The 22,627-nt window shown below is 72.2% G+C and carries 25 protein-coding genes; 20 read left to right on the top strand and 5 right to left on the bottom strand.

Going from position 1 to position 22,627, the window contains the following annotated elements; all coding sequences use genetic code 11:
- Window positions 1-10: 10 nt before the first annotated feature.
- From IRY44_RS11240 to IRY44_RS11190, 11 genes are all read left to right on the top strand, one after another.
- Window positions 11-379, top strand: coding sequence for a DUF485 domain-containing protein (locus IRY44_RS11240; RefSeq protein ID WP_194800346.1), 369 nt, complete (start codon window positions 11-13; stop codon window positions 377-379).
- Complete coding sequence (locus IRY44_RS11235) at window positions 357-2,030, top strand: cation acetate symporter (RefSeq protein ID WP_120572582.1); 1,674 nt, start codon at window positions 357-359, stop codon at window positions 2,028-2,030. Before IRY44_RS11240 ends, IRY44_RS11235 begins: the two co-directional genes overlap by 23 nt.
- A gap of 67 nt (window positions 2,031-2,097) precedes the next feature.
- A complete protein-coding gene (locus tag IRY44_RS11230; protein ID WP_194800345.1) occupies window positions 2,098-3,075 on the top strand; it encodes an NAD-dependent epimerase/dehydratase family protein in 978 nt (325 codons plus the stop codon).
- Window positions 3,076-3,149: 74 nt separating this feature from the next.
- Window positions 3,150-4,397, top strand: a complete 1,248-nt coding sequence (locus IRY44_RS11225) for an LCP family protein (protein WP_194800344.1) — start codon at window positions 3,150-3,152, stop codon at window positions 4,395-4,397.
- Between the two features lie 203 nt (window positions 4,398-4,600).
- Window positions 4,601-5,815: an LCP family protein gene (locus tag IRY44_RS11220; protein WP_194800343.1), complete on the top strand. Its 1,215-nt coding sequence runs from the start codon at window positions 4,601-4,603 to the stop codon at window positions 5,813-5,815.
- 179 nt (window positions 5,816-5,994) lie between these two features.
- Window positions 5,995-6,930: an LCP family protein gene (locus IRY44_RS11215; protein WP_194800434.1), complete on the top strand. Its 936-nt coding sequence runs from the start codon at window positions 5,995-5,997 to the stop codon at window positions 6,928-6,930.
- Window positions 6,931-6,958: 28 nt separating this feature from the next.
- Window positions 6,959-7,294 carry a rhodanese-like domain-containing protein gene (locus tag IRY44_RS11210; protein ID WP_013289303.1) on the top strand — a complete coding sequence of 112 codons (336 nt, stop codon included), beginning with the start codon at window positions 6,959-6,961 and terminating at the stop codon, window positions 7,292-7,294.
- A 15-nt stretch (window positions 7,295-7,309) separates the two neighbouring features.
- The gene (locus IRY44_RS11205) at window positions 7,310-8,101 is read left to right on the top strand and encodes a glycerophosphodiester phosphodiesterase family protein (protein WP_194800342.1); all 792 of its coding nucleotides are present in this window, start codon (window positions 7,310-7,312) and stop codon (window positions 8,099-8,101) included.
- A 76-nt stretch (window positions 8,102-8,177) separates the two neighbouring features.
- On the top strand, window positions 8,178-9,632 hold the full coding sequence (locus IRY44_RS11200; RefSeq protein ID WP_194800341.1) for an ATP-binding protein: 1,455 nt from the start codon (window positions 8,178-8,180) through the stop codon (window positions 9,630-9,632).
- Window positions 9,633-9,696: 64 nt separating this feature from the next.
- Window positions 9,697-10,113, top strand: coding sequence for an ATP-binding protein (locus IRY44_RS11195; RefSeq protein ID WP_370584918.1), 417 nt, complete (start codon window positions 9,697-9,699; stop codon window positions 10,111-10,113).
- 86 nt (window positions 10,114-10,199) lie between these two features.
- Window positions 10,200-11,084, top strand: a complete 885-nt coding sequence (locus tag IRY44_RS11190) for a DUF5926 family protein (protein WP_194800339.1) — start codon at window positions 10,200-10,202, stop codon at window positions 11,082-11,084.
- A 10-nt stretch (window positions 11,085-11,094) separates the two neighbouring features.
- On the opposite strand, the gene IRY44_RS11185 is transcribed toward IRY44_RS11190, so the two are convergent.
- A complete protein-coding gene (locus tag IRY44_RS11185; protein WP_194800338.1) occupies window positions 11,095-12,309 on the bottom strand; it encodes an arginine deiminase in 1,215 nt (404 codons plus the stop codon).
- Window positions 12,310-12,471: 162 nt separating this feature from the next.
- Here IRY44_RS11185 and IRY44_RS11180 point away from each other — a divergent pair, with 162 nt between their 5' ends.
- The 4 genes from IRY44_RS11180 (at window position 12,472) to pheA (ending at window position 15,395) form a co-directional block, all read left to right on the top strand.
- Window positions 12,472-13,209, top strand: a complete 738-nt coding sequence (locus IRY44_RS11180; protein WP_194800337.1) for a hypothetical protein — start codon at window positions 12,472-12,474, stop codon at window positions 13,207-13,209.
- Window positions 13,210-13,353: 144 nt separating this feature from the next.
- Window positions 13,354-13,803, top strand: coding sequence for a hypothetical protein (locus IRY44_RS11175; RefSeq protein ID WP_194800336.1), 450 nt, complete (start codon window positions 13,354-13,356; stop codon window positions 13,801-13,803).
- 49 nt (window positions 13,804-13,852) lie between these two features.
- A complete protein-coding gene (locus tag IRY44_RS11170; protein WP_194800335.1) occupies window positions 13,853-14,428 on the top strand; it encodes a hypothetical protein in 576 nt (191 codons plus the stop codon).
- A 10-nt stretch (window positions 14,429-14,438) separates the two neighbouring features.
- Window positions 14,439-15,395, top strand: coding sequence for a prephenate dehydratase (pheA, locus tag IRY44_RS11165; RefSeq protein WP_194800334.1), 957 nt, complete (start codon window positions 14,439-14,441; stop codon window positions 15,393-15,395).
- Window positions 15,396-15,438: 43 nt separating this feature from the next.
- Here the strand turns inward: pheA and IRY44_RS11160 are convergent, their stop codons facing one another.
- The 3 genes from IRY44_RS11160 to IRY44_RS11150 all read right to left on the bottom strand — a co-directional run bounded on the left by IRY44_RS11160 (window position 15,439) and on the right by IRY44_RS11150 (window position 17,116).
- Window positions 15,439-16,158 carry an AIM24 family protein gene (locus IRY44_RS11160; protein WP_064448083.1) on the bottom strand — a complete coding sequence of 240 codons (720 nt, stop codon included), beginning with the start codon at window positions 16,156-16,158 and terminating at the stop codon, window positions 15,439-15,441.
- Between the two features lie 95 nt (window positions 16,159-16,253).
- Window positions 16,254-16,598: a metallopeptidase family protein gene (locus IRY44_RS11155; protein ID WP_194800433.1), complete on the bottom strand. Its 345-nt coding sequence runs from the start codon at window positions 16,596-16,598 to the stop codon at window positions 16,254-16,256.
- A gap of 89 nt (window positions 16,599-16,687) precedes the next feature.
- Complete coding sequence (locus tag IRY44_RS11150; RefSeq protein ID WP_013289315.1) at window positions 16,688-17,116, bottom strand: OsmC family protein; 429 nt, start codon at window positions 17,114-17,116, stop codon at window positions 16,688-16,690.
- A gap of 163 nt (window positions 17,117-17,279) precedes the next feature.
- Between IRY44_RS11150 and IRY44_RS11145 the strand changes: the two genes are divergently transcribed.
- The 3 genes from IRY44_RS11145 to IRY44_RS11135 all read left to right on the top strand — a co-directional run bounded on the left by IRY44_RS11145 (window position 17,280) and on the right by IRY44_RS11135 (window position 19,770).
- Complete coding sequence (locus tag IRY44_RS11145) at window positions 17,280-17,969, top strand: hypothetical protein (protein ID WP_228531856.1); 690 nt, start codon at window positions 17,280-17,282, stop codon at window positions 17,967-17,969.
- A 167-nt stretch (window positions 17,970-18,136) separates the two neighbouring features.
- The gene (locus IRY44_RS11140; protein WP_194800332.1) at window positions 18,137-18,958 is read left to right on the top strand and encodes an HAD family hydrolase; all 822 of its coding nucleotides are present in this window, start codon (window positions 18,137-18,139) and stop codon (window positions 18,956-18,958) included.
- The gene (locus IRY44_RS11135) at window positions 18,958-19,770 is read left to right on the top strand and encodes an HAD family hydrolase (RefSeq protein WP_194800331.1); all 813 of its coding nucleotides are present in this window, start codon (window positions 18,958-18,960) and stop codon (window positions 19,768-19,770) included. Before IRY44_RS11140 ends, IRY44_RS11135 begins: the two co-directional genes overlap by 1 nt.
- A gap of 36 nt (window positions 19,771-19,806) precedes the next feature.
- Here IRY44_RS11135 and IRY44_RS11130 read toward each other — a convergent pair whose 3' ends face one another.
- Window positions 19,807-20,397 carry a bacterial proteasome activator family protein gene (locus IRY44_RS11130; protein WP_135242545.1) on the bottom strand — a complete coding sequence of 197 codons (591 nt, stop codon included), beginning with the start codon at window positions 20,395-20,397 and terminating at the stop codon, window positions 19,807-19,809.
- 57 nt (window positions 20,398-20,454) lie between these two features.
- On the opposite strand from IRY44_RS11130, the gene IRY44_RS11125 reads away from it, so the two are divergent.
- Both IRY44_RS11125 and IRY44_RS11120 read left to right on the top strand, forming a co-directional pair.
- A complete protein-coding gene (locus IRY44_RS11125; protein WP_194800330.1) occupies window positions 20,455-21,282 on the top strand; it encodes a S9 family peptidase in 828 nt (275 codons plus the stop codon).
- A 49-nt stretch (window positions 21,283-21,331) separates the two neighbouring features.
- On the top strand, window positions 21,332-22,555 hold the full coding sequence (locus IRY44_RS11120) for an ABC transporter substrate-binding protein (RefSeq protein WP_194800329.1): 1,224 nt from the start codon (window positions 21,332-21,334) through the stop codon (window positions 22,553-22,555).
- Window positions 22,556-22,627 lie beyond the last annotated feature (72 nt).

The following is a 22,627-nucleotide window of genomic DNA, read 5'->3' as shown; positions in this document are numbered from 1 at the left end:
TGATCCACAGATGTCCACGGACACACCCGCGTCCGCACCCGCCGAGTCGGCGGCGGAACGGTACCTCGCCGTCCAGCGGTCGGACGAGTTCGCCGGGTTGCGGCGCACGCTGCGCGGCTTCGTCTTCCCGATGACCGTCGCGTTCTTCCTGTGGTACGCGCTCTACGTCATCCTCTCCGCGTACGCGCGGGGATTCATGGGCACGAAGCTGATCGGCAACATCAACGTCGCCCTGGTCTTCGGCCTGCTCCAGTTCGTCTCCACGTTCCTCATCGCCTGGTTCTACTCGCGGTTCGCCAGCCGCCGGATCGATCCGGTCGCCGACCGGCTCCGCGACGAGATGGGGGAGGTGACCCATGAACACGGTCCTCGCGGCTGAGGCGGGCAGCACCACCGCCCGGAACCTCACCATCACGCTGTTCCTGGTCTTCGTGGCGATCACGCTGGCGATCACCGTCTGGGCCAGCCGGCAGACCAAGACCGCCACCGACTTCTACGCCGGCGGCCGGTCCTTCTCCGGCTTCCAGAACGGCATGGCGATCGGCGGCGACTACATGTCGGCGGCGTCCTTCCTGGGTATCGCCGGCATCATCGCGCTCTACGGCTACGACGGCTTCCTCTACTCGATCGGCTTCCTGGTCGCCTGGCTGGTGGCGCTGCTGCTCGTGGCCGAACTGCTGCGCAACTCCGGCCGGTACACGATGGCGGACGTCCTGGCGTTCCGGATGCGGCAGCGGCCGGTCCGGACCGCGGCGGCGGTCTCCACCATCACGGTGTCGATCTTCTACCTGCTGGCCCAGATGGTCGGCGCCGGCGCGCTCGTCGCCCTGCTGCTCGGCATCAAGCCGGGCACCACGTTCCTCGGCATGGACGCCGACACCGCGAAGGTCGCCACCATCATCATGGTCGGCGCCCTGATGATCATCTACGTGACCGTCGGCGGCATGAAGGGCACCACGTACGTCCAGATCGTCAAGGCGTTCCTGCTGATGGGCGGCGCGCTGGCGATGACGCTGCTGGTGCTCGCCAAGTACAAGTTCAACCTGTCCTCGCTGCTCGGCGACGCGGCCAGCGCCTCGGGCAAGGGAGCGGCGTTCCTCGAACCCGGGCTGCGCTACGGCGTGGAGACACCCGGCGACGCACTGAAGACCTTCTACAGCAAGATGGACCTGCTCTCGCTGGGCATCGCACTGGTCCTCGGCACGGCCGGCCTGCCGCACATCCTGATCCGCTTCTACACCGTGCCGACCGCACGGGCGGCCCGTAAGAGCGTGCTCTGGGCGATCGGCATCATCGGCACGTTCTACCTGCTCACCCTGGCGCTGGGCTTCGGCGCGGCGGCGATCGTCGGCGGGCAGGCGATCACCGAGCAGGACAAGGCGGGCAACACGGCGGCGCCACAGCTCGCCGAGGCACTGGGTGTGGACTTCCTCGGCGGGAACCTGGGCGGCGCCACACTGCTGGCGATCATCGCGGCGGTCGCGTTCGCCACGATCCTCGCGGTGGTCGCCGGACTCACCCTGGCGTCGTCGTCCAGCCTGGCGCACGACTTCTACGCCAACGTGATGAAGAACGGGCAGGCGTCGGAGCGGCAGGAGGTGAACGTCGCCCGGATCTCCGCGCTGGTGATCGGCGCGGTGTCGATCGTCCTGTCGATCTACGCGCAGAACCTGAACGTGGCGTTCCTGGTCGCACTGGCGTTCGCGGTGGCCGCGTCGGGCAACCTGCCGGCAATCCTCTACAGCCTGTTCTGGAAGCGGTTCAACACCTCGGGCGCGGTCTGGGCCATCTACGGCGGCCTGCTCGCCGCCGTGGTGCTCGTCTTCTTCTCGCCGGTCGTCTCCGGCGCGCCGACGGCGATGTTCCCCGACCACGACTGGCAGTGGTTCCCGCTGTCGAACCCGGGCATCATCTCGATCCCGTTCGGCTTCCTGTGCGGCTGGCTCGGCACGATCCTGTCCAAGGAGAGCGACGAGGAGAAGTACGCGGAGCTGGAGGTGCGCTCGCTCACCGGAGCCGGCGCCCACTGAGCACCACGGTCGAGCGGGGCCCCTGCCTTACGCGGGGGCCCCGCCTCGCGTGTATAGGCTGACCGCCATGAAGGTCGCTCCCCGCTTCGGTACCGGACACCGCATCCTCGTCACCGGCGGCGCCGGTTTCGTCCCGTCCCACCTCGTCGACCGGCTCGTCGAGCGCGGCTGCACCGTCGTGGTGCTGGACAACTTCGTGACCGGGTCCAAGGACAACGTGGCCCACCTGCTGGACCAGCCGACCTTCACGCTCGTCGAGGCGGACATCTCCGACGGCCTGCCGCAGCACCCGGCGATGGCCGAGCGGTTCGACGCGATCCTGCACATGGCGTCCCCGGCCAGCCCCACCGACTTCGAGAAGCTGCCGGTGGAGATCCTCCGGGTCGGCTCGGTGGCCACGCTGGCGCTGCTGGAGCGGGCCACCGACGACGGCGCGCGGTTCCTGATGGCCTCCACCTCCGAGGCGTACGGCGACCCCAAGGAGCACCCGCAGCGCGAGACGTACTGGGGCAACGTCAACCCGATCGGCATCCGGAGCGTCTACGACGAGGCGAAGCGCTTCTCCGAGGCGGCCACCATGGCGTACCACCGCAGCCGGGGCACCGACACCGCGATCGTGCGGATCTTCAACACGTACGGCCCGCGGATGCGCCCGGACGACGGCCGCGCCATCCCGACGTTCATCTCCCAGGCGCTGCGCGGCGAGCCGATCACCGTGCACGGCACCGGCGACCAGACCCGCTCGATCTGCTACGTCGACGACCTGGTGCGCGGCATCCTGCTGCTGCTCGACTCGACCCAGACCGGGCCGATCAACTGCGGCACCGAGCACGAGATGTCGATGCGGCAACTGGCCGAGACGATCGTGTCACTCACCGGAAGCACATCCGAGGTGAGCTACATCACTCGTGCCTCCGATGACCCGGAGATGCGCCGCCCGGACCTGACCCTCGCCCGCGAACTGCTGGGATACGAGCCGAGCGTCACGCCCGAAGACGGCCTCCGACGCACGATCGAGTACTTCCGCGGGCGTCTCGGGTACTGAACCCGCCGGGGACGCGGCTGACATCGGCGCGCGTACGAGGGCGTCGGTGGCCCGGCCGACCTACCCTCGGTTACATGTCAGCGACCTCGTCTGCCGGCGCCCCGATCCCCCGACACCTCAGCCGAGGCGCGGGCCGCGCCTCGGTTCCCGGCTCCGGCCGGGCCGCCACCGGGCGCGCCCGGCCCTCCGACACCAGGTGGTACCCCGCACACGACGAGGCGCCCCGCTCGGGCGGTCCCGGCGGCCCGGCCGGACCGGCCGGGCCCGGTGGTCCGGGCGGTGACGGTCCAGGCGGGTCCGGGCGGCGTGGCCCCCGGCCGCGCTGGGGGCGCATCGGCCTGGTGGCGGGTGTCGCGGTGCTGGTGCTGGCGCTGCTCGGCGGCCTCGGCGCGTGGTTCTACGCCCGCAATCTGGACGACGACCTGGCGCGCACCGACCCGTTCGCCGGGATCACCGGCGGCCGGCCGGCCAAGCAGGTCGAGGGCGCGTTCAACATCCTGCTCGTGGGCAGCGACTCGCGGGATCCGGACGCCCCTGTCGACGGTTCCGGCAAGTGGCGCGCGGACACCGTGATCGTCATGCACATCCCGGCCGACCACAAGAGCGCCTACCTGGTCTCGGTGCCGCGTGACCTGTACGTGCCGATCCCGGAGAGCGCCGGCGCGTCCTGCGACTCGGGCTCGCGCAACAAGATCAACGCGGCGTTCGCGTTCGGCGGCCTGCCGCTCGCGGTGAAGACCGTGGAGTGCTTCACCGACGTACGGATCGACCACGTCATGGCCATCGACTTCGGCGGTTTCAAGGAGGTCACCGACGCCCTGGGCGGGGTCGACCTCAAGGTGGAGCGGACCATCACCTCGATCCACAAGCCGTACCGGACGTTCACCAAGGGCGTGAACCACATGAACGGCGCCGAGGCGCTGGACTGGGTCCGGCAGCGCAAGCAGTTCCCGGACGGCGACTTCGCCCGGATGCGGCACCAGCAGGAGTTCCTGAAGGCGCTGATGGACAAGGCGGCCAGCACCGGGACGCTCACCAACCCGAAGAAGCTGAACGACTTCCTCAAGGCGGTGACCGCCGCCGTCACGGTCGACCAGGGATTCTCGTTGACCGACATGGCAGTGCAGTTCCGCAGCCTGCGGGGCGAGAACCTGACCTTCGTCACCAGCCCGCACCTGGGCGGCCAGACCATCGACGGCCAGTCGGTGGTGGTCTCCGACCGGGAGAAGGCGCTGGCGATGTACAAGGCGATCGCCGCGGACCGGATGGCCGAGTGGATGCAGGCCAACAAGAAGGGTTCGGGCGACAACGCGGGCGGCTGACGTCGGCACGACATGACCGGCAACGAGCGCTAGAGCCTCGCCACCACGGAGGCCAACCGCCGACCGGCTCCTTACCCCTGCCCGTTCGGCCACAACCCGAGGATGTAGGCCGGTATTGACGGGAATTGCGAGCCTACGAGGTCGCGAATACGGGAACAGATACGTAAAGTGGTCCCGCCCCCGATCACCGAGCTGGAGCACGCATGTCGGTCCAGACCAGCCGTCGCCCGCAGTCACCGGCACCCGGATCATCCGGGCGGGTCCCTCCGGTCATCCCCACACAGCCCGGTTCCGGCGGTCGCGGTCCCGGCGGTGGCAAGAAGAAGCGCACCAAGCGCAAGGACCCGCTCTGGGCGAAGCTCACGCTGGTGCTCGGCGCCGTGCTGATGGTGACCAGTGGCGTCGCGATCGTCGGCAGCAAGGCGGTGATCGGCCAGGCCACCGACAACATCGCCCAGCGCAACCTGCTCGGCGGAGCGGGCAAGAGCGAGGCCGAGGGCGGTAACAGCCTCGAAGGCCCGATCGACATGCTGCTGCTCGGTGTGGACGCCCGCGAGCGCTGGGCCGCCGATGACGTACGGTCGGACACGATCATCATCCTGCACATCCCGGCCAGCCACGACCAGGCGTACCTGATCTCGATCCCCCGGGACACCGAGGCGCGTATCCCGGCGTTCGAGAAGAGCGGCTACAGGGGCGGCACCGACAAGATCAACGCGGCCTTCTTCCACGGCGCCCAGAACGGCGGCGGCTGGGAGGGCGGCGCTCAGCTGATGGCCAAGACGATCAAGTCGATGACCGGGATCGGCTTCGACGGCGCCGCGATCATCAACTTCGGCGGCTTCAAGAGCGTGATCGACGCGCTCGGCTCGGTGCGGATCTGCGTGAGCCACGAGGTCAAGTCGCACCACATGTCGTACGTCGACGGCAAGCCGATGTGGAACGCCGACGCGAAGAAGACCGGCAAGCCGTACAAGGCAGTGGTGCACAAGAAGGGCTGCCGGGAGATGGAGGGCTGGGAGGCGCTCGACTACTCCCGCCAGCGCTACGGCCTGCCGAACAGCGACTACGACAGGCAGCAGAACCAGCAGCAGCTGATCAAGGCGATGGCCAAGAAGGCCACCGAGGGCGGCATGCTGACCAACCCGCTGAAGCTGAACTCGCTGATGAAGGCCGCGGGCAAGGCGTTCGTCCTGGACACCGGCGGCGTGCCGATCGCCGACTTCATCTTCACGCTCAAGAACCTCAACGGGAACGACCTGGTCACCCTGCGGACCAACGGTGGCACCTTCGCCGGCAACGACAACGGCCGGGAGACGTTCAACGAGACGACGATGGACATGTTCCAGGCGGTCAAGAACGACAAGCTGGCCGACTTCGTGGTGAACAACCCGGACGTCCTCTCCACCCGGAAATGACCCGCTGACCTGCGCGAAAGCGATACCGGTCAGCCGATCCCCCCGTAGCCTGACGTGAGCGGGTCTCATGTCGCGGCTACGGGGGGATCGTCACGTCCAGGCCAGCACGGAACCGACGCGGGCGGGGTGGACCCGCCCGCTGGGCCCGGTTCCTGCTCGGCACCGGCCTCGTCCTGGTCCTGCTCGCCACGCTCGGCGTCGCCGGGCTGCACTGGCTCACCTCGCGCTACGACCGCACCGTCGCCAAGGAACAACTGCTCGACCCGGCCGCCCGCAAGAAGCGGACGGACTTGGACGGCGCACTCAACTACCTGCTGATCGGCTCGGACCACCGGCCCGGCGCGAACCCGGAGGACCAGCGCTCCGACAGCATCCTGATCGTGCACGTGCCGGCCGGGATGCGGCAGGCGTACCTGATCTCCGTGCCGCGCGACCTGCTGGTGGCGCTCCCCCCGGCACCGGGCTTCCCCGGCGGCCAGGACAAGGTCAACGCCGCGTACGAGCACGGCGGCGGCGGTGAGGGCGGCGCACGCCTGCTCAGCACCACCCTGAACCGGCTCACCGGGATCCGCTTCGACGGCGCGGCACTCGTCGACTTCTCCGGCTTCAAGGAGGTGATCGACCAGCTCGGCGGCATCCGGATGTGTGTGGACACGCCGGTCCGCTCGATCCACACCCGGTACCAGTTCGAGGCCGGCTGCCAGCAGATGGACGGCGCGCGGACGCTCGACTACGTGCGGCAGCGCTACGACCTGCCCGGTGGCGACTTCGACAGGCAGCGGCACCAGCAGCAGATGCTGCGGGCGGTGCTCGACCGGGCGGGCGAGACGCGGCTGCGCAGCGACCCGGTCAAGCTGGACCGGGTGCTGCGCGCCGCCGGCGGGGCGCTGACCGTGGACACCAACGGCGTACCCCTGGACGAGCTGTTGTTCGCGTTGCGCGGCCTGCCCGCGGACGCCGTGCGCGGGGTTCAGGTGCCCTCCTACCCGCAGACCATCGACGGCGTCTCGTACGTGGTGCTGGACGACGGCGGCGCCGGGCTGTTCGGCGCGCTGCGCGACACGCGCGTGCCGGAGTGGGCCGGCGCCAACCCGCGCTGGGTCAACCGGCTGTGAGCGCCACGGGCGACTAGGCTTGGTTACCGTGTTCGGAGCCTCACTACCCAGCGTGCCCGCGTCGGCCGTGCCCGACGACGTCTACCTGCTCGACGTCCGCGAGGACGACGAGTGGGCCGCCGGCCACGCGCCGGCCGCCCACCACCTGCCGATGACCGAGTTGCCCGCCCGGATCGCCGAGATCCCGCAGGACCGCGACGTGGCGGTGATCTGCCGTTCCGGCGGCCGGTCCGCCCAGGTGGTCGGCTACCTCATGCGCAACGGCTGGGACCAGGTCCGCAACGTCGACGGCGGGATGGGCGACTGGGCCGCCGCGGGCCGTCCGGTGGTCACCGACGACGGGCAGCCGGGCCGGGTCGCCTGAGCCGGTGACACGGCCATGACCGTCCCCCTGGTCTTCGCCCATCGCGGCGCCTCGTACGACCTGCCGGAGCACACTCTCGCCGCCTATCTGCGCGCCCTGGACGAGGGCGCGGACGGGCTGGAGTGCGACGTCCGGCTGACCCGCGACGGGCACCTGGTCTGCGTGCACGACCGCCGGCTGGACCGCACCAGCAACGGCCACGGTCTGGTCAGCGCGCGGACTCTCGCCGAGCTGGAGTCGCTTGACTTCGGTTCCTGGCACCGGGCCGCGACGCTCGCCGAGGACGACGTGCCGCTCGACGAGTCGCACACCCGGCTGCTCACGCTCGAGCGGCTGCTCGACGCGGTGCTGGCCGCCGGGCGGCCGGTCCGGCTGCTGATCGAGACCAAGCACCCGTCCCGCTACCGGGGCGAGGTCGAGCGCCGCCTGGTCGAGATGCTGCGCCGGTACGGGCTGGCCGAACCACGGCCGGACCATCCGGTCCAGGTGACGGTGATGTCGTTCTCGCCGCTCGCCGTACGCCGGGTCCGGGAACTCGCACCGGCGCTGCCCACCGTGCTGCTGCTGGAGGTGCTGCCGCGCCTGCTGCCGCTGGGCCGGCTGCCGTTCGGCGCCCGGATCGCCGGCCCCGGCGTGGACCTGGTCCGGGCCCGCCCCCGCCTGGTCCCCTCACTGCGCGCCGCCGGCAACTCGGTGTACGTCTGGACCGTCAACGAGCCGGAGGACCTGGAACTCGTGCTGGAAGCGGGCGTGGACGGGGTGATCACCGACCGGCCGGCCCACGCGCTGGCCCGGTTGGGCCGGTGAGCCCCGTCGATCGGTACCGGAGACGGTCGACCGGCCGGGGGTGTCCCGGACGCGGACGGCGCGGCACACTCGGGACATGCCGGAGCGAACCGACTACCCCGCCCTCATCGCCGGCCACACCGCAGTGATCAACATGATCAACTCGGGCGAGTCCGGCCTCGCCGTCCTCACCCGCCTGCTCCGCGAGGTCGAACCCGCGGTCGGCGCGGCCGGCCTGGTCTTCGTGGAGTTCACCCCGGCCGGCGGACGGGTCGTCGCCGCGACCGGCAGCGCCGAGTTCGTCCTCGGCCGCCCGCTGCCCGCCACCGACCCGGCCACCGTCTGCCTGCTCGCCGGCCCGCCGGTACGGGAGGTCCGGGTCGACGCGATCCCCGGTGCGCTCGCCGACGAGGTCGCCGGCCGGGGCCTCTGCCGGATGATCGTGGCGCGCGCCGAGATCGGCGGGCTCACCATCGGCAGCCTGCACGCGCTCTACCCGCTGGGCGAACCGCTGCAACCCTCGCAACGCGCCGTCATCGGCTACATCGCCGCCTGCATCGCCCACATGTACGGCGACCAGACCGGCCTGCCCGTACACGGGGACGGCCCGGTCGTGGCGGCGCTCGCCGACGGCCTCGCGGTGGTGGACCGGGACGGCCGGGTCCGGCTCTGGAACCCGGCCGCGGTCGAGGTGACCGGGCGGCCGGCGGACGAGGCGCTGAGCCGGCCGCTGCCGTTCCCGCTGCCGCCGCCCGGTCAGGTGCTCGACCACCGGCTCCCGGACGGCCGCTGGCTGCGAATCACGTCCGGCGAACTGCCCGGCCCGAACGCGCTGCGCGTGGTCAGCTTCCGCGACACCACCGACCAGCAGCGGCGCGACCACGACCGGGACCTGTTCGTCGCGGTGACCAGCCACGAACTGCGGACCCCGGTCACCGTCATCAAGGGGTACGCGGACACGCTCACCGACCACTGGGACTCGCTGAGCGACGGCGACCGCAGGCAGGCCGCCCGGATCATCGGCCAGCGCGCCAACGAACTGGCCCGCCTGGTGGACCGGCTGCTGACCACCGCCACCGAGAACCGTCCCGGTGGCGAGCCGGCCGCGCCGTTCGACCTGGTCGACGCGCTGCGCGCGGCGGTGGTGGACCTGCCGGCGGACGTCCGGCACCGGGTCGTGCTCGATCTGCCCGCCGACCTGCCCAAGGCGCTCGGCGACCGGCACAGCCTCGCCACGGTCCTCACCGAACTGGGTACGAACGCCGGGAAGTACTCGCTGCCGGACACACCGATCGAGATCACCGCCGAGGCCAACGAGCGGACCGTCTCGTTCCGGGTCGCCGACCGGGGCATCGGCATCCGGCCGGAACACGTGGAGCGGGCCTTCGACCGGTTCTGGCAGGGGGAGTCCGGCGACCGCCGCCGGTATCCCGGTGCCGGGCTCGGTCTCTATCTCGTCCGCCAGATCGTTGAACAGCAGAATGGATGGGTATCCCTCCGGCCCAGAGCCGGTGGCGGTACGGTCGCAGAGGTGCGGCTGCCCCGGGGTTGACCGGGGCGCTCACGGGCGGGGAAGGAACGACGTGTCGACTGGTCCGGCCGAACGGTCGTGGTGCGTGGTGGTGCCCCACGACGCCACCGGCGCGCGCCTGGCCCGGCATCGGCTCGCCGACGAGCTGACCGGTGTCGTACCCCCGGTCCTGGTGGCCGACCTGGTCGCGGTTCTCGCCGAGCTGGTCGGCAACGCGGTCCGGCACGCCGACTCCCTGCCCGGCGGGGTGGTGCGGGTCGCCTGGCGGCTGCGCCCGACCGAGCAGGGGCCGAGCGTCGAGCTGCGGGTCACCGACGGCGGTTCCGGTGCCGGCCCGTGCATGCGTACCGCCTCGCCGGACGCGGCCGACGGCCGCGGGCTGCACATCGTCGCCGGGCTCGCCAGCGGCTGGGGCGTGGAGCGCGACGGCCTGGGCCAGAGCGTGTGGGCGCGGTTCGACCCGGTCCCGGCGCAGCGGACCGACCTGGTCGCCGCCGGCTGACCGACGCGGCGGACGGGTCCGGCCCCCGCCGCCGAGACCCGGCATCTAGGCTGTCTCGCCATGACCGAGCGGAGCGGAGCGGGCGCATGAGCAAGCGTCGGAAGAACCAGCGGGCCGGCGAGGCCACCCCGAAGCGGGAGAAGGTGCGCGACGTCTTCGTGCCCCGGCCGTTCGAGGGCCTGGCGGACGAGCCGGAGTGGATCGCCCTGCGCGAGTTGGTCCCGGCGGCGTCCGCGCCGCTGCGGCTGACCCCGGAACTGATCGAGGAGTACGGCGACCGGCCGGTCACGCTGGCGACAGTGCTGCCGATGGCCGCACCGGCGATGACCAAGCCGGACGGGCGCGTCTTCATCGGCCTGCAGCGGCACCAGCAGTCCGGCGACGTCTCCCGCGACCTGGCCGACGCGCTGATCTCCGCGCTGCGCACCGAGCCGGGCGGCCAGGTGAGCGTGCCGCCGCTGCCCGGGCCGGGCCCCCGCCTCCAGGACATCCTGGTGGACGGCCCGCTGGAGATCACCATGCACGACGGTTTCGACTTCTGGCTCGACCCGGGCGCCGCCGACGACCCGAACGTCCAGGCGTCCCTGGAGCGGGCCAACTCGGCCATCTACCCGACCGTCAAGCTGGCCGCCGCGCCGGCCGCGTACTGGTGCCAGGTGCCGGAGAAGGCCCACGTGCGCCTGGTCCTGCCGGAGGACGAGGACACCGCGCTCGACGCGCTGTCCCGGCTCGCCGCGGCGGGCGCGCTGACGCTCGGTGACGACACGAAGTTCGCGGGCATGTTCCGGGCGCACGGGCGCCTCGCGCCGGTCTGGGACCTGCCGGAGGACACCCCGGCCGCCGAGTGGGAGGCGCCGGTGGCGGAGTTCGCCAAGCGCTACGCCGAGGCGGTCGCGGAGCGGGAGCCGCTCGACGCGGCCGGCCGCCGGGCCCGCCAGGGTCTGCTCGGCCGCCAGCTGACGCTGCGCTGACGTCTCCGGGTCAGGCGGCCCCGCCCTTCTCCCGCACCAGCGGGCAGGACATGCAGCGCGGGCCGCCCCGCCCGGAGCCCAGTTCGGACCCGGCGATGGCGATCACCTCGATGCCGGCGCGTTCCAGTTGCGCGTTGGTCTCCACGTTGCGCTCGTAGCCGACGCACAGCCGGGGCGCGAGCGCGAGCGTGTTGTTGCCGTCGTCCCACTGCTCGCGTTCGGCGGTGACCGGGTCCAGACCGGTGTCGATCACCCGGAGCTGGTCCAGGTCCATCGCGTCGGCGGCGGCCCGCAGGAACGGCGCCGGGCCGTCGACCCGCAGGTCGTCGCCGTCCGCGCCGGCGATGACCGTGTACGCGGACAGCTCGTGGGCGACGTTGGGGTACATCAGCACGGCGTCCACGTCGACCATCGTGCAGATGGTGTCCAGGTGCATGGTGGCGCGTTCCTGCGCGATCGGCACCACCAGGATGGTGTGCGCCAGGCCGGCCGCGAACACCTGCCGGGCCAGCCGTTCCGCGCCGGCCGGGGTGGTGCGTTCACCGACGCCGACGGCGAGCACCCCCGGCGCGAGCAGCAGCACGTCGCCGCCCTCCAGGTGCTCCATCCGGGGGTGGTAGACGAACTCGGTGCCGACGAAGCGCGGGTGGTAGCGGTAGATCGCGTCGGTGAGCGTGGTCTCCCGCCGCCGGGCCGGCATGGCCAGGCTCGTCACGCCGACCCGGTCGCCGATCCAGACCGACGAGTCGCGGGTGAACAGCAGGTTGGGCAGCGGGTCGATGACGAAGTCGTGCCGGTCCATGAGCGTCCAGACCAGACCGCCGGGGCGGTCGGCGCCGAGCCGCAGTTCCTCGTGGGCGAGCCCGGCGGTGAGCACGTCGGCCAGCCCGGCCGGATCGAGGAACGCCAGATGGTCGGCGACGCGGCGCCGCAGGGTGTGGCCGAGCCGGCGGGACCGCAGCACCTGCTCGGTCAGTTCGGCCCGGGCGTCGGGCACGGCGAGCGTCTCGGCCAGCAGGTCGGCCAGGTAGAGCACCTCGACCCCGCGCGACCGCAACGCCGCCGCGAACGCGTCGTGCTCCTCCTGCGCGCGTCCCACCCACGGGATAGCGTCGAACAGGAGGCTGTCGTTGTTGCGTGGGGTGAGGCGGGCCAGTTCCGGCCCCGGGCGGTGCAGCAGCACCGTCCCGAGCCGGGCGACTTCGCTGTCCACATAGTGGGTCACCCCCGCAGCCTAGGGCAGGCTTACGCACCATCCGGAAAAGAAGTGTGAATGAATATGGCATTCATCCGCACTCACTCCGGCGGTCCAACTTGCCGAGCCCCCGGGGGCGCAACGTAGGGTAGTGGAGACATAACTTCGAGAGACCTTTTGCCGGAGGTCGCGATGACTGTCTTTCCCGCTCGTCAGGCTGTACCGAGCAGGGCACTGCCGCCCCGCACGGTGCCGCACTCCCGGGTCGAGCCCACCTCGGTGCTCGAGCCGGCCCGACCGACTCCATTGGAGTGGGCCCGGCGTCGCCGGGCAGAGCGGGGGGCCCGCCGGTTGGAAGCGGCAGGGGCTCGCGCCCTCGGCCAACTCGACCACCTCGGTCCCGCCTGGCACGTCATCGAGTGGCCCCGGACGGACCCGGCCGACATGCTGCTCGACCGCGGCCGCGACGACCGGGCCGGGTTCCTGGCCATCGGCCCGAGCGGTCTGTTCGCGGTCACCATCGCCGACCACGGCCGGGCCCGCGTGCTGGTGGCCGGCGACGTGGTCCAGATCAACGGCAAGCGCCCGCCGTACGTGCAGGAGGCCCGCCGGGACGCCAAGCGCGCCAGCAAGGCCCTCTCCGACGCGGTCGGCCTGCCGATCCCGGTGACGCCGGTGCTGACGTTCGTCGGCTCCGGGGTGATCAGCGTCTACGGCCTGCCGAAGGACTGCCTCATGGCCACCCACCGCGAGCTGGACCGCCTGCTCGTGGCCGGTGGGAACCGGATCAGTCCGGCCACCGCCGAGAAGCTCTCCCGCGTCGCGCAGGCGCCGGCCACGTGGTTCAACGGCACGTACCGTCCAACCGCCGACTACCGGTGGTATGACGAGGGCCGAACGGCCGCTGACAAGCGGGCCGCCCGCCGGTAACGTCTCCGGCGACGCCACGCGGCCCACGGCACCGCCCCCGACTGGTTCCGTCGGTCCGCGCCGTCGCCGGCCGCCCGGCAGCCGATGCTTCCGCCGCACCGACCGGCTAGCGTGGACAGACCGTCGGTGTACATAGGAGGCGCGGTGGCCCACGTCGAACTCTCACTCTCGGAAGTGTTCGCGCCCGCGGCATCCACCGAGCAGGAGTCCGACAACTTCGGGCACTGGTCCGGCATGGTCTCCCGGGCCGCCGAACCGTGCCTGCTGATCGACGCCGGCACCACTGTCGTGGCGATCTCCTCGTCCGGCTGCGACCTGCTCTGCCTGGGCGCCCCGGAGGACGTGATCGGCCTGCCGCTGCTGGAGGGCGGCCTGCGCCTCGTCGACTTCACGGCGAGCCCGAGCGAGCTGACCGAGCAGGAGACCGACAAGATCCCGCCGTTGCTGGCGCTGCACTCCGGGCGGCTCGCCCGCGGCCTGCTGCGGGTGCAGGGGCCCGGCTCCGACGCCGGCCGGACCGTCGACGCCATCTCCACGCCGGTGCTGACCGACGGCACGGTGGCCGGCTCGCTCACCTTCCTCTCCGCCGTCTGATCCGCGACCAGACCCGGCGCGCTTCACGCCGGCCGGTCCTGCTCCTACGATGGCCTCGGCCCCACCACACGACGACACCCCTCGATGCCCCGAGGACGCCCCCGTGCCCCGCACCCCACACCCCCGGCGCCGCCACCGCCCGCTGGCGCTGCTGACGCTGCTCGCCCTCACCGCCTGCGGCGCCCCGCCCGAGCTGCGCGCGCCGTCCGCCGCCGCCACGCCACTCCCGGTCCCGTCGGTGTCCGCCACGCCCACGCCGAGCGCGAACTCGGCCGCACCCGTGCCACCGCCGGCACCGACGCTCTCGCCGGCCGTGCCGGTGTCGGCGGCGCCCTGCCGGGGACGGCCGTCCGGCGACCGGATCGTCGCGCTGCTGCGCGGATCCGCCGGCGTCCTGCCCCGCGACGTCCGGGTCACCGTGGCGACCGGTCCGCTCTGCGCCGAGGGCTGGCAGTACACCGTGCTGACGGTCACCGGGCACGAGGAGTTGCAGGTGGTCACGCGCGGCGAGACCGGCACGCCGCAGCTGGTCACCGCCGGCACGGACGTGTGCGGCGTCGAGGTGCGGACCCTGGCGCCGGTCGGCATCCGTACCCTGGCCTGCGACGGCACGCCGGGTGCGTAGGCTGGTCGACATGCCGGGAACACCGCCGACCCGCTTCGTCTACCTGGGCCCCGAGGGCACCTTCGCCGAGCAGGCCCTGCGTACGGTGCCCGCCGCCGAGCGCGGGGACCGCACACCGGCCCGCAGCGTCGGTGAGGCGCTCGACGCGGTACGCGCCGGAGAGGCGGACGCGGCGCTGGTGCCACTGGAGAACTCCATCGGCGGCGCGGTCGGGGTGACGCTCGACGAGCTGGTCGAGGGCGACCCGCTGGTGATCACCCGCGAGGTGGTCCTCCCGGTGGAGTTCGTGCTGGCCGCCCGCGCCGGCACCACGCTGTCCGGCGTCCGTTCCGTCGCGGCCCACCCGCAGGCGTCCACCCAGTGCCGGGGCTGGCTGCGGGAACATCTGCCGGACGCCACAGTGGTCGACGTGCTCTCCAACGGCGCCGCCGCGGCCGGGGCGGCGAGCGGCGAGTACGACGCCGCCATCTGCGCCCCGATCGGCGCGAGCCGGCACCGCCTGGCGGTGCTGGCCGACAAGATCGCCGACCACCCCGACGCGGTGACCCGGTTCGCGCTGGTGTCCCGCCCCGGGCCGCCCCCGCCGCCCACCGGAGACGACCTGACCTCGCTCGCGGTGTGCCTCGCACACGACCGGGTGGGCGCGCTGCTGGCGGTGCTGATGGAGCTGGCCGTACGCGGCGTGAACATGACCCGGATCGAGTCCCGCCCGACCGGCGAGGCGCTCGGCCGCTACGTGTTCTTCCTTGACTGCGCCGGGCACGTCGCCGACGTACGCCTCGGCGAGGCGTTGCAGGGGCTGCGCCGGGTCTGCGCCGACGTGCGGTTCCTGGGGTCGTACCCCCGGCACCGCTGGAGCACGGCGGCGGGCGACCAGCAGACGCCGGTGCCGCCGGGGCTCACCGACGCCGACTACGCCGACGCGGCGGCCTGGGTGGCCCGGCTGCGGTCCGGTGAGCTGAGCTGACCGGCCCGGGGCGACCTCGGCGGACGCCCCGGGCACCGGACGGTCACTGCAACAGGCCGCCGAGCACGCCGCCCTGCTGCTGGGAGCCGCTGCCGGCCACCGGAGGCTCCTCCGAGGGCTGGACCACGACGAAGCCCTGACCGGCGAAGCTCATCGTGAACGCCTCACCGGTGCTGCGGCCGAGCAGCGTGCCCAGGCCGAGCTGCTCCGCGCGGTGGTAGCCGGTCTGGAGGTTCGCCGACCAGCACACTGCCGCCTGCGGGTCCACGTACGTCGGGGCGTCCACGTTCAGCACCACCGGGGTGCCCTTTGTGGTGATGGCGATCCGGCCGTGGCCGGTGAAGACGCAGTTGAACAGGCCGGACGAGGACGCGAAACCGGCACCGCCGACCATCTTGATGTCGTACTGGAGCGTCGAGTCGAACGCCAGCACGCTGGAGCCGTTGATGGACAGCGCGTCGCCCGGCTCCAGGTCGATGACGTGCACGTCCTTGGCGAAGTCGGCGAGGAAGACGTCGCCGCGCCCGGAGACCTTCATCAGCGGCACGCCCTCACCGGTGAGCCGCTGCTTGATGAACTTGCCGATGCCGCCGGAGCCGAGCGCCTGGAACTGCACCTGCCCCTGGTAGGCGACCATCGACCCGACCCGGGCCATCGCCTCGCCGTTCAGCTCGATCTTCAGCATCTTGGAGTTCTGCAACCGCATGCCCGGCTGCTGGGACTCCTTCTCAAGGTTCTCCGCGGAGAACAGCGCGCTGCGCATGGGTTTTCCTCCTGCATCAGGATCTGCCTGACCCGCAGGTTAGGGGACCGGCGCAACCGCCGGAATCAGCCGGGCGGGGACGCGCCGGAGGCCGGTCAGCCCCAGCCCAGGGCGTGCAGACGATCGTCGTCGATGCCGAAGTGGTGGGCGATCTCGTGCACCACTGTGATCGCGACCTCGTCGACGACGTCGTCGTCGGTGTCGCAGATCGCCAGGATCGGGTTGCGGTAGATCAGGATGCGGTCGGGCAGCACACCGGAGTAGTCCCAGCCGCGAGAGGTGAGCGCGTGCCCCTCGTACAGGCCGAGCAGGTCCTCACCCGGCGGCGGGTCGTCCTCCACCAGGATGACCACGTTGCTCATCAACCCGAGCAGTTCCTCGGGCACCTCGTCGAGCGCCTCGCCGACCAGTTCCTCGAACCGGTCCCGGCTCATCTCCACGGCCACGCGGCCCGGTCACTCCCTCCGGATCGGGCACACCGCACGGCGAGGGCGTCCCGCAGGACACCCCCGCCGTGCCGTACGCGATGTCAGGCCAGACGGGCGTTCAGCGTGATCTGCGCGCCCGGCGACAGCAGCCGGGAGATCGGGCAGTTCTCCTTGGCCGCCTCGGCGAGCTTGGTGAACTCGGCCTGGTCGATGCCGGGAACCTGGCCCACGGTCTCCAGGTCGATGCGGGTCACTGTCATGCCGGCGTCGGTCTTGTCGAAGTGCACCTTGGCGGTGGTCTCCACCGCGGTCTCCTGGGCGCCGGCGTCGGCGAGCTGCTTGGAGAGGGCCATCGAGAAGCAACCGGCGTGCGCGGCGCCGATCAGCTCCTCGGGGTTGGTGCCCTCGCCCTCCTCGAAGCGCGACTTGAAGGAGTAGTTGCCGGACAGGCCGCCCTTGCCGGTGCGGACGGTGCCGGACCCCTCGGTGAGGTTGCCCTGCCAGCGAGCGGATGCGGTACGGATAGGCATGGCACCGACGCTAACCGAAAGCGAGCCGCCCCGCACCGGACCCCGGGGTCGCGATCCGGGCCGGCGGGAGCGGGCTGTGCCATGATTCGACGCAGGCCCGCGTACGGGAAGGGTGGCCATGTCGCAGGATCTCCCCGTTCCCCGGCAGGACAAGCGAATCCCCATGCAGGACACCAGGTCCGACGACACCACGATCGTCGAGTGGGGCGACACCGAGCCGGAGTCGTCCGGCCGGGCCGCGCGCTCGCTCGCCGCGCTGGGCCGGGACCGCCGCCTGCCGCCCGTGCTCACCGGGCTCGGCGCGGTAGCCGCGCTCGCCTCGCTGATCGGCGAGTGGCTGGCGATCACGGTGCCGGCCGAGACCCGGGGCGAGGACGCACCGGCCCGGCTGACCAGCGGCATCTCCGAGATCGGCGGGCTCGGTACGGCGTACCTGGTGGGCCTGCTCGGGCTGTCGGTGGCGGTGGGGCTGGCGCTGCGCGGTGCCCCGGCGGTGCGGCAGCATGCCCGGCTGGCCGGGCTGGGTCTCGCGGCGGCCGTGCTCGGAGTGCTGGTCGCGACCGCCGCCTCCCTCGAACAGTTGGCCCGGCGCATCCTGTTCTTCGTCAGCGAGCAGAGCCTTCAGGTCGAGCACGGACGCGGCCTGGTCAGCGCGTTCGTCGCCGTCGCACTGCTGGCGGCCGCGCTGCATCTGGCCGGCCGGGCAGCCGGCGGGACGCCCACCGACGGGGAGCCGGACGAGGACCGGCCCGAGCGCCGCCGCCGGGCGGACGAGGACGACGTGCCGCCGGGCCCGGCGGACCTGACGGTGCAGCCCACGGTGCCGTTCGCAGGCCCCGAACGGGCGTACTGAACCAGCTCCGGCAGCGCGTCCGGCGGCCACCGGAGCTTCGCCGCCGATTCGCCGGAAAGCCGTGGTTGCCGCCCGTTCCGCGAGATACGGTTGCTGCCCGCCGTCCCATGGTCGCGGCACCGAGGACCTGGTCGGCCGGCGTGACGGCGGCGGGCGAAGGAGGAACCATGACCCGCCCGGGACTGCCCAAGCTGATCGCCACCGACCTGGACGGCACGCTCGTCCGCAGCGACGAGACCGTCTCCGCGTACACCCATCGGGTGCTGGACCGGGTGCGGTCCGCCGGGATCCCGGTGGTCGGCGCGACCGGCCGTGGACCGCGCCTCACCGAGCTCACCCGTAACGACATCCGGGCCGCCGACTTCCTGGTGATGGCCGGCGGCGGCCGGGTGGTGGACCAGAGCGACCCGGACGGGCCCCTGGTGCTGCGGGACGAGCGGCTGCCCGGCGAGGTGCTGGCCCGGATCCTCACCGACCTGGAGGCGGCCGTCGGCCCGCTGACGGTCATGGTGGAGGCGTCGGACGAACACGACGCGCCGCTCTGGGGCGACTACCACCCGAGCTGGCCCTACCCGGACCGGTTCGAGGCCCGCAGCCGGGTCGAGTGCCTCTCCTGCGACGTGATCAAGGCGTTCGCCCGTACCGCCGACCACCACGTGGACGAGCTGCTGGCCGCGGCGCGGACGATCGTGCCGCCGGACGTGGCGACGCTCACCCAGGCCGGGCTCGGCTTCATCGAGATCTGCCCGCCGCGTACCGACAAGGCCAGCGGGCTCAGCGTCATCGCCGAACGGCTCGGCGTGGACCCGGCCGACGTGCTGGTCTTCGGCGACCAGCCGAACGACCTGCCGATGTTCGGCTGGGCGGGATGGGCCCGGGTGGCGGTGGCGAACGCCCACCCGGAGGTACGCGCCGCGGCGGACGAGATCACCTTGCGCAACGACGACGACGGCGTCGCGGTCTACCTGGACCGGCTACTCTCCCGGTGATGGAAGATCCACCTCGGCTCGTCGCCTCCGACATCGACGGCACGCTGCTGCGCGACGACCGGACGCTCAGCCCGCGTACCGCCGCGGTGCTGGCCCGCATCGCCGCCGCCGGCACGCCGGTGGTTCTGGTCACCGGCCGTCCGATCCGCTGGCTCCAGATGGTGTACGAGCAGCTCGCCGAGCCGTTGCCGGCGATCTGCGCCAACGGCGCGGTGGTGTACGACCCGGCCACCGACCAGGTGCTGCGGGCCGACCCGCTCGCCCCGGAACTGCTGGCGGAGGTGGCCCGGCGGCTGCGCGCCGAGGTGCCCGGGGTGAGCTTCGCGGTGGAGATCGTGGACAGCCGGCAGATGCGGCACGAGGCGCACTACCCGCTGCGCTGGGACGCCGACCTCGACGCGATCCGGGCCGTCGAGTCGCCGGAGGAGCTGCTGGCCGCGCCCGCGGTGAAGCTGCTGGCCCGGGCCGGGGAGCAGGACCCGGACGTGTTCGTCCAGGTGGTGGCGGGCGCGCTGGAGGGGCTGGCCGAGGCGACCCACTCGTCGTACAGCGGGCTGATCGAGATCTCGGCCGCCGGCGTGACCAAGGCGGCCGGCCTGGCCTGGTACGCGGAGCGGCTCGGCGTCGACGAGCGGGACGTGGTGGCCTTCGGCGACATGCCCAACGACGTGCCGATGCTGGCCTGGGCCGGACGGGCGGTGGCCGTCGCCAACGCCCACCCGGCGGTACGGGAGATCGCCGACGAGGTCACCGGGCCGAACACCGAGGACGGCGTGGCCGCGTACCTGGAGAAGGTCTTCGAGCTGGACTGAGCGGCCGGGGCACCGTGCGGCGCCCCGGCCGACGGGTCACAGGTACTGGCCGGGCGCGTGGCCCTCGCCGGCGCCGGGCATCCCCGGCATGCCCGGCATCACGCCGCCCGGGCCGCTGGGCAGCGCCTGGCGGCCGGAACGCATCTGCTCGAGCTGGACGCGGGCGGCCATCTGCTGGGCCACCAGTGCGGCCTGGATGCCGTGGAACAGCCCCTCCAGCCAGCCCACCAGCTGGGCGTGCGCGATCCGCAGCTCACCCTCGCTCGGCGCCTGCTGCTCGGTGAACGGCAGCGAGATCCGCTCCAGCTCCTCGCGCAGTTCGGGGGCGAGGCCCTCCTTCAGCTCGACGATCGAGCGCTCGTGGATCTCCCGCATCCGGTGCCGGCTCGCGTCGTCGAGCGGCGCCGCCTTCACCTCCTCCAGCAGCTGCTTGATCATGCTGCCGATCCGCATCACCTTGGCCGGCTGCTCGACCAGACGGGTCGGGTCCTCGCCCTTGCCCTCGTCGGTCTGCACCGTGCCGACCGGGCGGCCGTCCGGCCCGACCACCACCACGGTGCCCGGGATGCCATCGTTGCCCTGTTCGTCGTCGTGTCCGGCGGAGTGCGCTTCGGTCATGGCACCCATCTTTACCCACGCCGACCATGTGCACGCGGCCGGTCCGGGGGACGCTACGGTCGCCGCATGCTCTCCGACCCACGCGAGGTGCTGACCCGCCCGTCCCCGCCCCCGGATGCCACCGTCTCCTACGGCGACCACCCGGACCAGTGCGCCGAACTGCGGCTGCCGGCCGGCGACGGGCCGCCGCGGCCGCTCGTGGTCGTGGTGCACGGCGGTTTCTGGCGGGCGGAGTACGACCGGGCCCACACCGGCCCGATGGCGGCGGCGCTGGCCGCGCTCGGCCACCCGGTCGCGCAGATCGAGTACCGGCGGACCGGCCGGCCGGGCGGTGGCTGGCCGCACACGCTCACCGACGTCCGCGCCGGGATCGCCGCGCTGCCGGCACTAGCCGCCGCCGCGCTGCCCGGCCGGGTGGCGCCCGTACCGCCGATCCTGGTCGGTCACTCCGCGGGCGGGCACCTGTCCCTGTACGTGGCCGCGCACGCCCCGGAGACGGTCGGCGGGGTGCTCGCGCTGGCGCCGGTGGCCGACCTCGCGCAGGCGTACCGGCTGGACCTGGACGAGGGTGCGGTGACCGCGCTTCTCGGCGGCGGCCCGGACGACGTGCCGGACCGGTACGCGGCAGCCGATCCATCCGCATTGGTACCCATCCGAACACGCACAGTAGTCATTCACGGTGATCAAGATATCCAGGTTCCGATCGCGATCAGCCGGTCCTGGGTGGCCGCAGATCACGCTGCCGGAGGCTCCGCCACGCTCATTGAGCTGCCCGAATGCGAGCATTTCGGGCTGATCGCACCGGGCTCCACCGCGTGGCCGCAGGTGGTGGCGGCGTTGCGGTCGCTTCACGATGATCTTCAAGGCATTGACGCAGCGTCGTCGACCAGGTAGAACGCCGAAGGGGTGTGCACCATGGCCACCCCGTCGGGAAGGAAATTCGGTGGCACAGATGAACCGCAGGCGGGCGCTGCAACTGCTGGCCGCGCTGGGTACCACCGGACTGGCGGCGGGTTGTGGCTCCGGGGACGACGAGTCCGGGGACCAGGCCGGATCCGGCAGCCCGATCAAAGTCGGGCTGATCGTGCCCGGCAGTGGAGCGAACAAGGCCATCGGTGACGAGATCACCAACGGCTTCCAGCTCTTCCTCAGCATGCGCGGCCAGCAGATCGCCGGCCACCCGGTCACGCTCGTGACCGCCGAGGAGGGCGACACCGCCGCCACCGGAAAGGCCGCCGTCGACCGGCTGCTCAAAGAGGGCGTGCTCGCGCTCACCGGCGTGGTCAGCCCCACCGTGATGACCGGTATCAAGGACGCGGTCGAGGAGGCCCGGGTGCCCCTGCTGGGCTCCAACGCCTCCCCGTCGACGCTCCAGGGCGTCGTCTACATCTGGCGTACCTCGTACGTGCTGACCGAGCCCGGCGAGGCGCTCGGCGAGTACCTGCGCCAGAAGCTGGACGCCTCCAGCCGGATCGCCATCTTCGGCACCCGCGGCCCGGGCAGCCAGGACGTCATCGAAGGGCTGCGGCGCGCGTACGAGCGGGGTCGCCGGCTCACCGAGGACCCGATCTTCACCGAGGACGACCCCAACCCGTCCCGGACGCTCTACTCGGGGCCGATCCGCAAGGCGCTCGAACGCAAGCCGGACGCGGTGTTCTGCCACTACTCCGGCGCGCAGGCCGTGCAGTTCGTCAAGCAGCTCTACGCCCAGGGCTACCGGGGTCCGATCTACGCCCCCGGGTTCCTCACCGAGGGCACCGCGCTCGACCAGCTCGACGACGGCGAGAAGGGCCGCGAGCGCAAGCTCATCCAGACGTACGGGATCGAGACCGCGCTGAACTACTCGGCCGACCTCAACAACACCGCGAACCGGATCTTCGCCTCGGCGTACCGGAAGACGTTCAACTCGGCGCCCACCACGTACGCGATGGCCTCCTACGACGCCGCGCTGGTACTGGACAAGGCGATCCGGCTGGCCGGGGGGAACCCCTCGCCGCAGCAGGTCAACCTGGCGCTGGGCAAGGTCGGCCAGGTGGACAGCCCGCGCGGCACCTGGCAGTTCAACCAGACCCGTACCCCGCAGCAGAAGTGGTACCTGCGCCGGGTGCAGACCGACGGCCGGCTGCTCTCCAACGTCGTGATCAACGAGCTGGCGACGCTGGGCTGACCGGCCCCCGTACGCGCGCAAGGGCGGTCTCCCACCGGGAGGCCGCCCTTCGCGCCGAGGCGTGGCGTCGAG

This window comes from Micromonospora sp. ANENR4 (genome assembly GCF_015354395.1).
GTDB lineage: Bacteria > Actinomycetota > Actinomycetes > Mycobacteriales > Micromonosporaceae > Micromonospora > Micromonospora aurantiaca.
Note: the sequence above shows the minus strand (reverse complement) of the source record. Positions and strands in the feature narration are given on the sequence as shown.